The sequence below is a fragment of the Pedobacter gandavensis genome, assembly GCF_014172405.1.
In the GTDB taxonomy this organism is placed as follows: domain Bacteria; phylum Bacteroidota; class Bacteroidia; order Sphingobacteriales; family Sphingobacteriaceae; genus Pedobacter; species Pedobacter gandavensis.
Genome location: NZ_WNXC01000010.1, coordinates 83,860 through 100,093, shown reverse-complemented (window position 1 = coordinate 100,093; position 16,234 = coordinate 83,860). Strand labels below are relative to the sequence as shown.

Annotated in this window: 14 protein-coding genes; 13 read left to right on the top strand and 1 reads right to left on the bottom strand. The window is 41.8% G+C overall.

The annotated features are described in order from the left end of the window. The first annotated feature begins 8 nt into the window (after positions 1-8). Genes GM920_RS21665 through GM920_RS21630 form a run of 8 tightly spaced genes read left to right on the top strand, consistent with a single transcriptional unit; the run spans position 9 to position 9,601 of the window. Positions 9-1,439, top strand: coding sequence for an anion permease (locus GM920_RS21665; RefSeq protein WP_182961445.1), 1,431 nt, complete (start codon positions 9-11; stop codon positions 1,437-1,439). A gap of 9 nt (positions 1,440-1,448) precedes the next feature. Next, positions 1,449-2,132 carry a succinate dehydrogenase cytochrome b subunit gene (locus GM920_RS21660; RefSeq protein ID WP_182961443.1) on the top strand — a complete coding sequence of 228 codons (684 nt, stop codon included), beginning with the start codon at positions 1,449-1,451 and terminating at the stop codon, positions 2,130-2,132. Continuing rightward, entirely contained in the window at positions 2,123-4,039 is a 1,917-nt protein-coding gene (locus GM920_RS21655; protein WP_182961441.1) for a fumarate reductase/succinate dehydrogenase flavoprotein subunit, read from the top strand. Before GM920_RS21660 ends, GM920_RS21655 begins: the two co-directional genes overlap by 10 nt. A gap of 10 nt (positions 4,040-4,049) precedes the next feature. After that, positions 4,050-4,796, top strand: a complete 747-nt coding sequence (locus GM920_RS21650; protein WP_182961440.1) for a succinate dehydrogenase/fumarate reductase iron-sulfur subunit — start codon at positions 4,050-4,052, stop codon at positions 4,794-4,796. A 1-nt stretch (position 4,797) separates the two neighbouring features. Further along, complete coding sequence (locus GM920_RS21645) at positions 4,798-6,255, top strand: TolC family protein (protein WP_182961438.1); 1,458 nt, start codon at positions 4,798-4,800, stop codon at positions 6,253-6,255. 40 nt (positions 6,256-6,295) lie between these two features. After that, positions 6,296-7,285 (top strand): HlyD family secretion protein, encoded by a 990-nt coding sequence (locus tag GM920_RS21640; RefSeq protein ID WP_182961436.1) that lies wholly within the window; start codon positions 6,296-6,298, stop codon positions 7,283-7,285. Beyond that, on the top strand, positions 7,285-8,469 hold the full coding sequence (locus GM920_RS21635; protein WP_182961434.1) for an ABC transporter permease: 1,185 nt from the start codon (positions 7,285-7,287) through the stop codon (positions 8,467-8,469). Before GM920_RS21640 ends, GM920_RS21635 begins: the two co-directional genes overlap by 1 nt. Continuing rightward, entirely contained in the window at positions 8,438-9,601 is a 1,164-nt protein-coding gene (locus GM920_RS21630; RefSeq protein ID WP_182961432.1) for an ABC transporter permease, read from the top strand. The genes GM920_RS21635 and GM920_RS21630 overlap by 32 nt, the downstream gene beginning before the upstream one ends. A 64-nt stretch (positions 9,602-9,665) precedes the next feature. Here GM920_RS21630 and GM920_RS21625 read toward each other — a convergent pair whose 3' ends face one another. After that, positions 9,666-11,147 (bottom strand): glycine--tRNA ligase, encoded by a 1,482-nt coding sequence (locus GM920_RS21625; RefSeq protein WP_182961430.1) that lies wholly within the window; start codon positions 11,145-11,147, stop codon positions 9,666-9,668. Positions 11,148-11,207: 60 nt separating this feature from the next. Here GM920_RS21625 and GM920_RS21620 point away from each other — a divergent pair, with 60 nt between their 5' ends. The 5 genes from GM920_RS21620 to gldG all read left to right on the top strand — a co-directional run bounded on the left by GM920_RS21620 (position 11,208) and on the right by gldG (position 16,234). Beyond that, entirely contained in the window at positions 11,208-12,128 is a 921-nt protein-coding gene (locus tag GM920_RS21620) for a glycerophosphodiester phosphodiesterase family protein (protein ID WP_182961428.1), read from the top strand. Between the two features lies 1 nt (position 12,129). Continuing rightward, entirely contained in the window at positions 12,130-12,837 is a 708-nt protein-coding gene (locus tag GM920_RS21615) for an ATP-binding cassette domain-containing protein (RefSeq protein WP_182961426.1), read from the top strand. Between the two features lie 91 nt (positions 12,838-12,928). After that, complete coding sequence (locus GM920_RS21610; protein WP_182961424.1) at positions 12,929-13,459, top strand: outer membrane protein; 531 nt, start codon at positions 12,929-12,931, stop codon at positions 13,457-13,459. 376 nt (positions 13,460-13,835) lie between these two features. Further along, on the top strand, positions 13,836-14,564 hold the full coding sequence (gene gldF, locus GM920_RS21605; protein WP_182961422.1) for a gliding motility-associated ABC transporter permease subunit GldF: 729 nt from the start codon (positions 13,836-13,838) through the stop codon (positions 14,562-14,564). Beyond that, positions 14,558-16,234, top strand: coding sequence for a gliding motility-associated ABC transporter substrate-binding protein GldG (gene gldG, locus GM920_RS21600; RefSeq protein WP_182961420.1), 1,677 nt, complete (start codon positions 14,558-14,560; stop codon positions 16,232-16,234). Before gldF ends, gldG begins: the two co-directional genes overlap by 7 nt.

The following is a 16,234-nucleotide window of genomic DNA, read 5'->3' as shown; positions in this document are numbered from 1 at the left end:
ACCAAACTATGCAAGAAATAAACTATAAAATGTTACTGATTACCCTGGCATTTGGGCTAATCATTTGGTTCATCCCGGAACCAGCAGGGGTAAAGGCAGAAGCCTGGCATTTATTGGCCATTTTTCTGGCCACCATCCTTGGGATTATTCTCAAAGCCGCTTCTATGGGTACCATGTCTATGGTAGCCATAGCATTGGTAGCCGTAACTGGTGTACTCGCCCCAGGTGATCCTGGAAAATCAATTTCACTGGCTTTAAGTAGTTTCGGGGATAAGGTAATCTGGTTAATCGGGATTTCTTTTTTTATTGCCCGGGGATTTATCAAAACTGGATTGGGGAGCAGGATTGCCTACCTTTTTATTCGTGTATTTGGTCGGAGCTCTTTGGGATTAGGTTACGGATTAGGTCTGGCAGACTTAGTTCTGGCGCCTGCAATCCCCAGTAATACCGCCCGTGGAGGAGGAATTATTTATCCAATCATGAAAGCAATGGCCATCAATTTTGGCTCCTTTCCTGATAAAGAAGAAACACACCGTAAGTTGGGGGCCTACCTGAGTCTGAATAGTTACAATGTCAACCTCATCACCTCTTCCATGTTCCTTACCGGTACCGCCAGTAATCCAATGTGCCAGAAGTTTGCTGCGGATTTGGGCATTCACATTACCTGGATGTCATGGATGTGGGCAGCTATCGTTCCCGGCATCATTTCGCTACTGGTGATCCCATATGTATTGTATAAAATATATCCCCCGGAAATTAAAGCAACACAGGGCGCAACGAAGATGGCCACAGATAAGCTAAAGGAAATGGGAGCCGTTTCTACCAATGAATGGCTCATGCTGACCGCCTTTGTATTGCTGCTCATTTTATGGGTTAGCGGCGATTTTTTCAAGATTGATGCCACCACTACCGCCTTTATTGGACTGGTATTCCTACTGCTCTCCAGAGTGTTGACCTGGGAGGATGTGAAAAGTGAAAAAGGGGCATGGGATACCATTGTCTGGTTCTCTGCCTTGGTCATGATGGGTAGTGCATTAAATACCCTCGGTTTAATTCCATGGTTAAGTAACCTGGTGAAAAATGAAATTGGTGGCTTGAGCTGGACCCTGGCTTTCCCCATTATCATACTGGTCTACTTTTACAGTCACTATCTGTTTGCCAGCGCAACAGCACACGTGGCCTCCATGTATGCGGCATTGCTAGGCGTAGGGGTGATTATCGGGATTCCACCGATGTTGCTCGCCTTATCACTCGGCTTTTGCGGTGGTATTTTTGGCACCTTAACCCATTATGGTCATGGACCAGCTCCGGTGTTTTTTGGAAGTACTTATGTAGATGTGAAAGATTGGTGGTCCAGAGGATTTGTGCTCAGCATCATTTTCCTAATCATCTGGATAGGAATCGGTGGCCTTTGGTGGAAAGTAATTGGCGTATTTTAATTTAAAGCTATGGATAGAAAAACAAATACCTCTACGCTAATGCGTAAAACATTAATGGCTTTAACAGGTTTGTTCCTCTGTTTTTTTCTGGTGATTCACTTACTGGGAAACCTGCAGTTGCTACTTCCTGCAGAACAGGCAAAGGAAAGTTTTAATGGTTATTCCCAATTACTTTCAGGAAATATATTCATCAAAATTATTTCCTATGTGCTGTATGCCTCGATTATTATCCATGGTGTTGATGCTTTAGTCATCACCCTGAAAAATAAAAAAACTGCGGGTAAATATGCCATGGATGGAAGAGCAGCAACCAGCAAATGGTATTCCCGTAACATGGGGATCCTAGGAACGCTGATCCTGATCTTTCTGGTGTTCCATTTTAAAGATTTCTGGTACCAGTATAAGTTTGGTACCCTACCAATGGACGAATTTGGACATAAGGATTTATATACGATCGTGATCGCTGCTTACCAGGATTGGTGGTATGTATTGTTCTATGTGCTGTCCATGTTTGCACTAGGTTACCACCTCTTGCATGGTTTTTTTAGTGCCGCTCGTTCGCTCGGACTTTATCATCCTAAATACGTTTCCTGGGTAAGGAATTTTGGAAAGATATACAGTTATGTGATAACGTTCGGCTTCGCAATTATCCCAATTTATGTTTACTTAACTCAGCATGTGGTATGGAATTAAATGCTAAAATCCCGCCGGGTCCATTAAAAGATAAATGGAGCTTTTATAAAGATCATGCCCGACTGGTGAATCCCGCCAATAGAAAGAAATTGGATGTGATTGTGGTTGGAACCGGGCTTTCTGGTAGCGCTGCTGCCGCATCTTTAGGGGAAATGGGCTATAATGTAAAGTCATTTTGCTTTCAGGACTCTGCAAGAAGAGCACATTCCGTTGCCGCACAAGGTGGTGTGAATGCCATGAAAAACTATAAAAATGATGGCGATAGCGTGTATCGCATGTTTTATGATACGATTAAAGGAGGTGATTTCCGCTCCAGAGAAGCCAATGTCTACCGGTTGGCAGAATGTTCGGCTCAACTGATTGATCAGGCTGTTGCTCAAGGGGTGCCTTTTGGTCGCGAATACGGTGGATACCTGAACAACCGCTCTTTCGGAGGAGTGCAGGTTAGCCGGACTTTCTATGCCAGAGGACAAACCGGACAACAATTGTTATTGGGATCCTATCAGGCTCTGATGAGGCAGGTGGCTGCCAAAACCGTAACCTTATATACCAGACATGAAATGCTGGATCTGGTGATTGTAGATGGGAAGGCGAGAGGGGTAATCGTGAGAAATCTCGATACCGGTGAAATCGAAAGACATAGTGCCCATACCGTAATTCTGGCAACAGGTGGCTTTGGTAAGATTTACTACTTGTCTACCCTTGCCATGGGCTGCAATGCTTCTGCTATCTGGCGCGCCCACAAAAAAGGAGCGTTTATGGCCTGCCCAAGCTGGACACAGGTACATCCTACTTCCCTACCACAATCTGGAAGCTACCAAAGTAAGCTCACCCTGATGTCCGAATCTTTAAGAAATGATGGCCGTATCTGGGTGCCTTTGCATAGCCCGGAAAATAGAAAACCCAATGATATTCCAGAAGAAGAAAGAGATTATTACCTGGAACGCCGCTATCCGGCTTTTGGAAACCTTGCGCCAAGAGATATTTCTTCAAGGGCAGCAAAGGAACGCATCGATGCTGGTTTTGGGGTAGGGCCACAGCTCAATGCAGTCTATCTGGATTTCTCAAAAGCAATCAAAGAACAGGGGCAGGGAAAGATTCAGGAGAAATATGGAAACCTGTTTGATATGTACCGTAAAATCACGGACATCGATGCTTATCAAGAGCCCATGATGATCTCGCCGGCAGCACACTTTTCAATGGGCGGTTTATGGGTGGATTATGAACTGATGACCACCATTCCAGGATTGTTTGCGCTGGGAGAAGCCAATTTTGCAGATCACGGAGCCAACCGATTGGGTGCAAATTCTCTTTTACAAGCTTGTGTGGATGGCTATTTTATTGCGCCTTATACCATATCCAATTACCTGGCTGGAGAGATTAAAACTCCTCGGCTTAGCACAGACGACCAGGCTTTTGTAGCCGCAGAAGTTCAGGTTAGGGCTCAGTTAGGTAAACTACTCGAGATTAACGGTACAAAAACCGCGGATCAATACCATAAAATATTGGGAAAACTTCTTTATGATTATTGCGGTTTATCAAGAAGTAGCGCAGGATTGACGAAAGCGATAGCGGAGATCAAAAAGTTGCGTGCAGATTTCTACAAAAATTTAAAAGTACCCGGTTCAGAGGATGAAATGAATGGGGAACTGGAAAAAGCAGGCCGCATCGCTGATTACCTGGAGATTGCGGAACTGATGTGTCAGGACGCCTTAACCAGAGAGGAATCTTGTGGTGCCCATTTCAGAGAAGAATACCAGACTCCAGAAGGGGAGGCGCTGCGAAATGACGAAAAATATTGTTTCGTTTCCGCCTGGCAGTATCAGGGGGAGGATCAGGAGGAGATTCTGGTTCCCGAACCATTGCATTTTGAAAACGTAGAATTAACTGTGAGGAGTTACAAATAATATACCGGCTATGAAGATCTATTTAAAAATATGGCGACAAACTGATGCCGGTACTCCGGGGAAATTGGTCGATTATGAATTGGATAATGTGATTCCACACATGTCTTTTCTGGAAATGATGGACACGCTGAATGAACAACTCATTTTAAGTGGAGATCGTCCGGTGGAGTTCGATCACGATTGCAGGGAAGGAATTTGCGGACAATGTGGAATGATGATTAATGGTCGTGCACATGGCCCTGTCCAACATTTAACCACTTGTCAGCTACATATGCGTGAATTTAAAGATGGCGATACCATTTACATAGAACCATTCAGAGGCGCCGCATTTCCTGTGAAAAGAGATTTGAGGGTAGACCGTTCCGCATTCGATCGTATCATTCAGGCCGGAGGATTCGTATCGGTCAATACCGGTCAGGCACCAGAAGCCAATGGTATTCCAATCACGCATGAACAAGCAGAATCTGCTTTCGATAGTGCTGCATGTATCGGCTGCGGAGCCTGTGTGGCCACCTGCAAAAATTCCAGTGCAGCTTTGTTTACTTCTGCGAAAATAGCACACCTTGTCAAGTTGCCTCAAGGAAAGATGGAATCAGAAAAACGAGTTTTATCCATGGTCGCGCAAATGGACCTGGAAGATTTTGGCCATTGTACCAATACAGAAGCTTGTGAAGTGGAATGCCCACAAAGCATCTCCGTCCTAAATATCGCCAGAATGAATTGGGAATATACCCTGAGTAAAGTTTTAAAAAAGTAATATGTTTAAAGAAATACATACCTATAAAAGCTATGTCCTCCTTTGTGGTCTGGTGGTTTGTGGTCTAGCTGCCAACGCCCAGAATACCTCTTTGGAAGATTGTTTTAACCTCGCCCAGCAAAACAACCTAAGCCTGAGACAAGCTAAATCTTCGCTGGCTTCCGGAGAAGCAAACCTGAAAGCAGAGAAGAAAAGCTATTTGCCAAAGGTGGATTTGTTATCCAGTTATACTTATATGAGCAGCCCTTTAACCATTAATTTGCAACAAGCAAGGGATGGTGTAGTGAACGGTTCTTCCCAGCAAAGCGTCAATACGGCAAATGAAGTATTCAAAGAAATCACTGGAACGCCACTTCCGCAATCGGTACAGGATCGTATTTACAATACTTCCAAAAATGTAATCGGCGCCATTTATCCGGATTATAACCCCAGTCTGAGCAGACAGTCGTATTTTGTAGCAGGCGTAGGCTTCCGACAACCGATTTTTCTCGGCTATAAACTGGATGCTGCGGGAAATCTTGCGGAATCATTGGTGAAATCGGCAGATATTAATGTGGACTTGGTGGGAAAGGAAATCGAGTTTTTGATTTCTTTACAGTATTTGAGGATTTTATACTTGAATACTTTGCTGCAAGAACAACAAACGATGGTCAATGCCCTGACTAAAAATAAAGCCTATGCGCAGGAGCTGGTGAAAAATCAAATCCTTGCTCCTTATCAGAAAAGCTGGACTAATGTCGTCTTGATTCAGGCAGAAAGTCAGTTCAATAACATTAAACTGGAGCAGGAAAACGCAAAGGTAGAGTTGAATAAACTTTTGGGGATTCCCTTGGATTCCAATATCGTGATTGCGGATACGCTAAAATATCGCCAAATCACGCCGGCAGCACCAAAAGAAGATTTCTGGGTATCAAACCCGATTTATAGACTCGCAGGAAGTAAAATCAATTATGCGAAAACCGCTGAAAAGATCAGCAAATCTTTCTCCTTGCCTAATATTTTTGCCATCGGTAATTACAACCTTTACCAGAAAGACCTTCCGGTAACCATGCCAGATTGGTTTATCGGTGTAGAAATGCAATGGAGTTTATTTAATGGGCAAACGCGTAAACGCACCCAAGCCGCTAAAAAATTGGTTGATGAGGCCAAACTTGGTGAGCAAAGCGCAGGATTAGCCCTGCAAGTGCAATCTACTGTGGCCAGAAATAAAATGAAGTCGCTGCAAAATGATGTGTATGCTTTGGACAATGCCCGAAAGGAAGCACATACCACCAGCACCCTCATCGGCGAAAGGATGAAAAACCAACTTTCTTCTCCTAAAGATGTGAACGATGCTTTACTCGTTGAGACTGAAATCGACAAAGGCTACCACACTGCTGTTTTCGGTTATTACTTGGCCGTTGCCGCTTACTTCAATAGCATTGGAACGCCAAAAGAATTGGCACAATACCTGAAATAAATTATACAAACATAAAACTCAAGATATAAAACACTTATACATGAAAGATATCATCAAAAATTACTGGGCCCTACTGATCCCTATTATAGTGGTCATCGCTGCTTTGTTCTTCTTTCTGGCAGGGAATAAAAAACAAGACAATAATTTCATTGGTATGGTAGATGCTTCCAGCGTAGATGTGGCAGCGGAGTTTCCAGGCCGTCTCGATTCCTTATTGGTAGAATTGGGAGATACGGTAAAAGAAGGTCAAATTGTAGCCATTCTTCGTTCTAACGAGATTGATGCAATAAAAGCGCAAGCCCTCGCTGCAATTGATGCTGCAAAAGGACAGCAGGAGTTATTGTTGAAAGGAGCAAGACCAGAATTGATCGATGCCACTTCCAAACTTTACCAGATTAGTGAAGATCAATACAAACTATTCAGCGCCACCAATGATAGGATGCAACGCCTATACAATGCGGACGTGATCTCCGGTCAGGAAAGAGATATCTTTTATTTCCGCTATGAAGCGGCAAAAAAAGAAATGGAAATGGCAAAGCTGAACTTGAAAATGCTGAAAGATGGTACGCGTCCGGAAATTATGAAAACGGCCAATGCGATTGTAAAACAAGCAGAACAAGCTTATGAGTTGACGAAGTCATTGGGCGACAATACCAGGGTGCATGCACCAGCTGATGGTGTGATTTCTAGTTTAGTGACCCATCAGGGAGAGATCATTTCTATTGGTTATCCAATGATGACCATTGAAAAGAAAAACTCCAAATTGTTAAGGTTCAATATTCGTCAGGATGAATCCAATCTTTTGAAAGTAGGTTCTAAAGCTTCAGTAAAAGTCCCTGGCTGTGATCCGGAAACCTTTGAGGTAAAAGTGACTTCCATCGCGCCAACTTTAGAGTTTGCGAACTGGGTGCCTACAAAAGACAAAGGACAGTTTGAACTGAGAACATTTACCATAGAGCTGAAACCAGAAAATCCTGCCGGAATTAAAGGCCTTCGTGCTGGAATGACCGCTTCTTTAATCTTGCCATAATGCGTTCGACTTGTCAAATCATCATTCGGGAATGGAATAGGATTCTCCATCTAAAGGTTTTTTACCTGGTAATGTTGGTGGTTCCTGCCCTGTTGTTTTCTTTTTATGCGTATATCTATCAGGAGAAAGAAGCAAAACATCTTCCTTTTGCCATTTGGGATGACGATCAAAGCCCGGTAAGCAGACAGTTGATTTTTCTGCTGGAGCAACGGGATGCTTTAAAGATCAGCAAAAGATTGTATAGTGAAGCAGAAGTCAAGCGCGCAATTCAAACCGGGGAGATCATGGGAGCCGTACATTTTCCCACAGGTATGCAGAATGATATTTATAGCCGTCACCCAACCACAGTGACTTTATATACCAATGCGGCGGCTTTAGTCCCCGCAAAAATGGTGTATAAGGCTGCGGCGCAGGTGATCATTACCGGAAGTACCGGGATTGTCCTGAAGAAATTGGTCAAGACTGGGATGGAACCAGATCGGGCCATGGCTTTGGCTAACCCCATCAAGTTAGATACTTATCAGCTGTACAATGCGACCTACAATTATCAGGAATACCTTGTCCCAGGACTGATTACCGTAGGAATGCAAATGATTTTGATTATCAGCAGCATGCTCGCGCTCAATTATGAATACAAAACGAATACGATGTCGCAGTTGTATGAATTGGCAAAAGGTTCTGCATTTCGCGTGATTGCCGGTAAAACGATTGCCCATCTGGTGGTCAGTTGGTTCAATTTTATCCTCATTGCCTTTATCCTTTTTCCGTTTTTTGATATCGGTGTGACGGCGGCAACAGGCAAGTTTTTTGCCCTGTATACCTTGTTGTCTATCGCATGTATCGGGATCGGAATGTTCATTTCCGCTTTGTTTAAAGACGTGATGCTTTCCGGTGATGTGGCCTTGTTTTATACTTCACCCGCATTCGTGTTCAGCGGTTTTACTTTTCCAAGGTGGGCAATGCCCTGGTATGACCAGTATTATGCGACCATCATGCCCTACACACCTTTTCTGGATACTTTCTTTAAGATATACTATATGAATCTGCCTTTTTATTATGCACAGGCCGATTTGTACAAGCTATTGTTGTTTCCATTCGTCATGTTCCCGACAGCCCTAATTCTTTTCCAACGTCAATTTAATAACAGCAAAAATGAAGCAGCAGCCGAACCCGTCCTTAATTAATCTTTTACTGAGAGAAGCAGGGCTAGTGGTGAAGGACCATAGTTTGCTACTTACCCTGCTGATCGCACCTTTGCTATACGCTTTTTTTTACGGTAGTATTTATATCAATAAAGAAGAAGAAAATGTGAAACTGGCCATCGTAGATGATGATCAGACACGATTGTCTCGTTTACTACAACAAAATATCGACAATTCTCCGATGGTGGAGCTGATTCATTTCTCTAACCTGGAAGATGCAAAGGAACAGATGTACGAAGGAAATTGTCAAGGCTATATGTATATCCCCAGAGGGACACAGACCAATTTGTTAAGTCTCAAACAAAGTAATGTGGTATTGGCGGTGAATGCAGCACGTTTTTTGCCTTCCAGTGATATCCTGGCCAGTGTACAGGCCATCTGCCTCACCGTTGGTGCAGGAGTCCGGCTGCAGTTTTTCGAAAAGAGTGAGGGGATGACTTCTGCCATTGCCATGCAGAATGTGATGCCCGTCAGTCTGGATTACCGACCGCTATTTAATGAACGTTCCAGTTATGGAGCATTCTTATTGCCAGGCCTGTTGGCGCTGATTTTACAGCAGACTTTGCTGATCGGACTTTCCGAAAGTGTCGCGTCAGAAAGACAGCATGCTACCATTGCTGGCTGGTTAAAGGGGGGAGCTTCGATGGCGATTTGGGGTAAAGGTTTATTTTACCTGATCCTTTTTTCCGCCTATGCGTTTTTCTTTCTAAATGTCAATTACAGTCTGCTCAATCTGCCCATGAGGGGTAATGGTTTTGAGCTGAGCTTATTACTCCTGTTGTTCCTGCTTACTTTGATTCCAATGGGACAGTTTATCGGTTCTTTGTTTAAATCGCAATTGCTCTGTTTACAGATGATGGCATTTTCAACCTATCCGATTTTCCTGATTACCGGGTATTCCTGGCCATTTGAGTCTTTACCATTGCCAATGCAATGGTTATCGATGTTATTGCCAACAACTCCTTTTATTCAGCTGTATACGGCTGTAGTGCAATCCGGGGCAAGTATATGGGAAAACCCAAAACTATTGCTACACCTAATCTTGCTATGGGCTTTCTACAGTAGCATTTGTTATGCACGCTTATATAGCTTGAGGAAACGGACACTGGCTTAGTTTATTAAAAAAGAAAAAGCCCTGCAAGTATCATTGCAGGGCTTTCTTATCTATTTTGATCTTCTTATCTTAAAAGGTTTTTCCAGCTAACTCTACTAGAGATTAGTTCTTCCAGGTCTTTAATGTCAATCCTTTGCTGCTCCATCGAATCACGGTGACGGATAGTTACGGTATTGTCTTCTAAAGTCTGGTGATCTACAGTTAAGCAGAATGGAGTACCAATCGCATCTTGTCTGCGGTAGCGTTTACCAATTGCATCTTTTTCTTCATAAACGCAGTTGAAATCAAGTTTCAGACTGTTCATGATTTCTCTTGCTTTTTCTGGCAAACCGTCTTTCTTCGTCAATGGGAAGATCGCCACTTTAACCGGTGCTAAGCAAGGGTGTAAGCGTAGTAAAGTTCTGCTGTCTTGTTTTTCTTCCGTACTCAAATCCTGCTCTTCGAAAGCATTGATCATTGTTAACAAGAACATACGGTCTAAACCAATTGAAGTTTCGATTACGTAAGGAACATAATTTCCGTAAGGTTTACCTTCTTCGTTTAGTTCAGCATCGAAATATTGCATTTTCTTACCAGAGAAAGTCTGGTGTTGTGTTAAATCGAAATCTGTACGACTGTGGATACCTTCTACTTCTTTAAATCCGAATGGGAATTCAAATTCAATGTCTGTAGCAGCATTTGCATAATGTGCTAATTTCACATGGTCATGGAAACGGTATTTTTCAGGAGCTGTACCTAAAGCCTGGTGCCATTTTAGACGTGCTTCTTTCCAGTAAGCAAACCATTTTGCATCTTCACCCGGACGAACAAAGAATTGCATCTCCATTTGTTCGAATTCACGCATTCTCATGATGAACTGACGTGCAATTACCTCATTTCTGAATGCTTTACCAATTTGTGCGATCCCGAAAGGAATTTTCATTCTTCCTGATTTTTGCACATTTAAAAAGTTTACAAAAATACCTTGTGCGGTTTCCGGACGTAAATATACTTCTTCAGCTCCTTCTGCCATTGCACCAAACTGCGTGCTGAACATCAGGTTAAACTGACGTACATCAGTCCAATTTTTTGTACCACTCACCGGACAAGCAATTTCATGCTCCTCGATCAGTAGTTTTAAGCGTGGAAGATCATCAGCTGTTAATGCATCATCCATATCAGCTTGCAATTTTGCAGCTTTATCAGTTTTACCGTCTTTTTCGTAACGGGCAATTTTATCTTCTAACAACTGGTCAGCACGGTAGCGTTTTTTCGAGTCTTTATTGTCGATCATAGGATCGCTAAAGCCGTCAACGTGTCCGCTGGCTTTCCATACTTTCGGGTGCATAAAGATTGCAGAATCGATTCCTACAATGTTCTCATGCATCTGAACCATGGATTTCCACCAATAAGTTTTAATGTTATTCTTTAATTCCGAGCCTAATTGTCCGTAGTCATAAACCGCACTTAGTCCGTCATAAATCTCGCTACTTTGAAATACGAATCCGTATTCCTTGGCATGTGATATTACATTTTTAAATTGTTCGTCGTTAGTGTTCTTTGCCATAATGATGCAAATATAGAAGATTAACAAATATATATAGGGCCTAAATTCCTACTTTTGAACATGAAACAATTTAATCTGCTTCTGGTAAGCTTCCTAATGCTTGCCGTATCTTGCACAGGACAAACGAAAAACTATATTTCTTTTAGCAATGGCGAAGAATTAAGGTCATTTTTAAATAGAAAAACACCAGGTTACCCGCTGATCTCAGCACATAGAGGAGGGCCAATGGCAGGATTTCCTGAAAACTGTATCGCTACCTTTCAAAATGCAACTAAATACCAACCGGTAGTGATCGAGTTTGATGTTGCCTTGAGTAAAGATTCTGTATTGGTGATTATGCACGATGATCGCTTAGACAGGACCAGTAATGGTACAGGAATGATTGGAAATTATACTTATGCAGAATTGCAAAAACTGCAGTTGAAAGATGATTTCGGAACTTTAACACCATATAAAATCCCTACTTTAAACGAAGTGCTGACCTGGGGGAAAGGAAAGGTACTGTTTACCATCGATGTCAAGAAGGGCGTTCCTTTTGCGAAAATCATCGACGAAGTACGTAAAACGAAATCGGAGTCCAATTCCATTGTAATCACTTACAACGACAATCAAGCGGTAGAAGTACACCGTCTTGCACCTGATCTGATGATTTCTGCTTCTGTAAAGTATGATACAGATTTAGCAAGGTTAAATGGCAAAGGGGTACCAAACAACAGGATTGTGGCTTTTGTTGGAACTTCCCTTCCGGAACAAAAAGTTTTTAAGAACTTACATGAAAACGGGATTACTTGTATCATGGGCACCATGGGCAACTTAGACAAACGCTCTTTAGCCAGGCCAAATGGTAAATATTATTATGGATATCTGGAAGCTGGTGCGGATATGATCTCTACCGATAATTTAGCATTGGCAGGAAAAGAATTTGATCAGTATAGAAAAGATAAAAAGATTCGTTCTTCACACGTAAAAAAGGTAAAATAAATTGAGCATCCACGTAAATTCACTCAGCAAGCACTTCTACAAACAAAAGGCAGTAGATGGAATTAGTTTTGAAGCTAAACCAGGCAGGATTTTAGGTTTTCTTGGCCCTAACGGAGCAGGAAAATCAACCACGATGCGGATGTTGACGAGCTATCTGAAACCAAGTTCAGGTACTGCCAGTATATGTGGCTTTGATGTAGAGACACAGTCGATCGAACTCAGAAAGGTGATGGGCTATCTGCCAGAAAATACACCGCTATATACCGATATGTATGTGCAGGAGTTTTTATTGTTTGTGGCCAATACTTATCAACTGAAAGATGCAAAACAGCGGGTAAAGGATACCATTGAAAAGGTCGGTCTGGCGGCGGAACAACATAAGAAGATTGCCATGCTCTCCAAGGGGTATAAACAAAGGGTAGGTCTAGCACAAGCAATCATTCATGATCCGAAGGTCCTGATTTTAGACGAACCTACTTCTGGACTAGACCCAAACCAGTTGGTCGAAATTAGAGAGCTGATCAAACAATTGGGTAAAAACAAGACCGTGATCATTTCTACGCACATTATGCAGGAAGTTGAAGCGCTTTGTGAGGAAGTGATTATCATCGATAAAGGCCGTATTGTAGCAAATTCGCCTATTATTGAACTCAAAAAAGAACACCAACTGACTTCTTTAGAGGATATTTTTAGAAAATTGACATCATGATTTAGTTTTTTTTAAGTGTTTATAGCCATTGGCCAAGTTTTTGTATTTATCTGTTGATTTTATATCACAAATAAGAATTAAACTTAAACACATGAAAAAAGTATTTTTACTAACAGCGATCGCAGGTATTTTTGCATTCTCAAACGTGAATGCTCAAAAGAAAGATCCTGCTATGAATGGCCCTAAGTTAGGTATAGGTGCAGAATTTGCATTTCCAGTTGGAAATTTTGGTGACTTCCAGAACTTCGGTTATGGTGGATCATTAAATTATCAGCATCCAGTTGCCCCAAATTTGAATTTAACAGGAAGTGCTGGTTATATTAATTTTCAATCTAAAGATTTACCTTTTGTTGGAAAAGTGAATTCTGGATTTATTCCTGTTAAAGCGGGTGCCAGATATTTCCTTGCCGAGAATTTTTATGTAAACGGTGAGCTAGGTGCTTCATTTGCAACAGGTAGCAATAATAGCGGAACTGCATTCGTGTATTCTCCAGGTATAGGTGTTGAATTCCCAGTATCGGATAAAGCATCTGTTGATTTAGGTGGACGTTATGAGGGATGGTCTAACAATGGTACCGCTTCTTTCTTTGGTATCAGAGCTGCATTTAACTTCGGTTTGTAATTTTTAAAATTTTATTCCCTGCTAACATAAGCAAAGCAAAGCCTTCCAATTTATTGGAAGGCTTTGCTGTTTTTTTATACCTATATGTTTCTGCTCAAATGAAATATGTTCAGCGTTTAAGATGAATTAGATAGGTGTTCGGGTTGAGGTTACATCTTCTTCGGTATCAATAGGGCTGATCTAGGGCGTTGATAGGTCCCTGATAGGACCAAAAGCCCTATTAAGAACCCGGTAAAGCCGATGTAAGTATGGATCAATGCGGAACACAATTGCGAGACATCTGGACATCAGCCCGAACTCCATACTAAGCTACCATTAGAAAAATAACATGGGTTATCTTTAAATTTTCTAACTTCGGCATCGTTAATCCAAATGAATGTACGCGGTATTTAAAAGAGAGTTATTTAGTTTATTGAATTCATTGATGGCCTATATCACCATCGGTGTATTTTTGCTGGCTTCCGGCTTATTATTATGGTTTTTTCCAGATACTTCGATCCTGGATTATGGGTATGCAGAGCTCAGCGGGTTCTTCGGACTTGCGCCTTTTTTGTTCCTTTTTCTTATACCCGCGATAACCATGCGTTCCTTTGCAGAAGAAAGGAGGGAAGGTACTTATATTTTACTAGCTACGCGACCACTGAGTGATTGGCAGATTATTTTTGCTAAATACCTCGCCTGTTTTGTGCTGGTTGTTTTTGCATTGATACCTACGCTAATCTATTCTTATTCAATCTCCGCATTGGCCTTGCCAACAGGGAATATTGATACAGGAGCTATTATTGGCTCTTATATAGGTTTAATGTTATTAGGCGCAGCTTTTGTCTCTATTGGCATTTTTGCCTCTTCGCTGACCAAAAATCAGGTGGTGGCTTTTGCGTTGTCTGTATTCCTTTGTTTCTTCGCTTATAGCGGATTCGAGGCAATGAGTCAGATCTTCAGCTTTCGTTCGATCGAAAATATATTACTCAATCTAAGCGTCAACGAACATTATCAATCCTTGAGCAGAGGGGTATTGGATACTCGTGACCTTGTTTATTTCCTGACTTTTATTGCTGCCTTTCTAGGGCTAACTAAACTGGTGATCGGGGGTAGAAAATGGTAATTAAGCAACATAAAATACGGAATATCGCTGTTTTCATTATTGGGTTGGTTTTAGTCAACATTCTTGCTCAGTATTTTTATACCAGAATTGATTTTACCAAAGAAAAACGATATACCCTAAGCGCAAAATCAAAGGAGATCCTCAAAGGTATTAAACAGCCCATCACCATTACGGTATTTTTAGATGGGGATCTGCCTGCTCCTTTTAAAAGGTTAAGAAATGCCACAAAAGACTTGCTTGCAGATTATAAAGCGGAATCCGGACAGGAAATTAAAGTGATTTTTAAAGACCCGATTTCCGGACTTTCCATTGCAGATCAGGATACCGTAATCAATCATTTATACGAGGCAGGAATTGAACCAACCACCATCAACATTAAAAATGATGCTGGATTTGCTCAGAAAATGGTCTTTCCTATGGCCATGCTCGAAAGCTCCGATAGACAATTACCGGTCAAGTTATTACAGAATCTGGGCGCTACTGGTGGTTATGAAGAGAACATCAATAACTCGATTCAGAATCTGGAATACCTGTTTACTTCCGCAATTCAACAAGTGCTTTCTGCGGATCACCCAAGGATTGGTTTTACGGAAGGCAATGGAGAACTTTCTGATCTGATGTTAAATGATGCGATTACCAGTTTGTCTGATAGCTATGAAGTGGGAAGGGTAAACCTGAATACCATCGATGCTGCGGGATTGGATAAATTGAAAACCTTGATCATTGCCAAGCCCCAACAAGAATTTACAGAGGCTGAAAAATATAAGATTAATTACTTTGTGATGAAAGGTGGCAGGGTAGTCTGGGCAATTGATCAGGTAAGTGCCGATCTGGATAGTTTAAAGGGTTCCGGAGAACAACTGGCTTTCAATAAAAAGCTAAACCTGGACGACATGTTATTCATGTACGGAGCAAGGATAAATTACAACCTGATTGCCGATGCCAATTGTGCGGAAATTCCATTAAGCATGGGCGGAAATGGACAAATAGAAATGGCACCATGGGTTTATTATCCTTTAATGCAGCCCGATACTTCACACAATCTCGTTAAAAATATTGATGTGGTCAGGGGAGAGTTTGTAAGTACTGTAGATACGATCGCCGTAAAAGGTTTGAAGAAAACGGTTATTCTGCACTCTTCTCCATTTAATAAAATTTTCAACGCCCCTAAATTATTGTCGCTACAAATGGTAGCAGAACAACCCGATCCTCGCGCTTATGCAAGCGTACCTCAGGCTTTGGGCGTGTTGATTGAAGGAACTTTTCCTTCGGTATTTTTGAACCGCTCTGTCCCGGCAGGGATCACTGGAAGCTATTCGCTACCGGCTGTTAGCATACCGACAAAAATGATCGTGATCGGGGACGGAGATGTCTTCAAAAATCAAATCAGCAGTAAGGACGGTTCGGCATTTCCATTGGGCTTTGACAGATACACACAAAAAAATTATGGAAATAAAGCTTTGCTCTTAAATATCGCAGATTACCTGTCAAATGACAATCATTTAATCGCTTTGAGGAATAAAGAGGTTAAGATCAGACTGTTGGATAAGGCTAAGCTGCGCACAGAAAAACTACAATGGCAATTGATCAATATGGTCTTGCCCTTATTATTGTTAATATCGTTCGCAATTTTTCAACATTATTACCGCAAGCATAAGTATGCGAGGTAA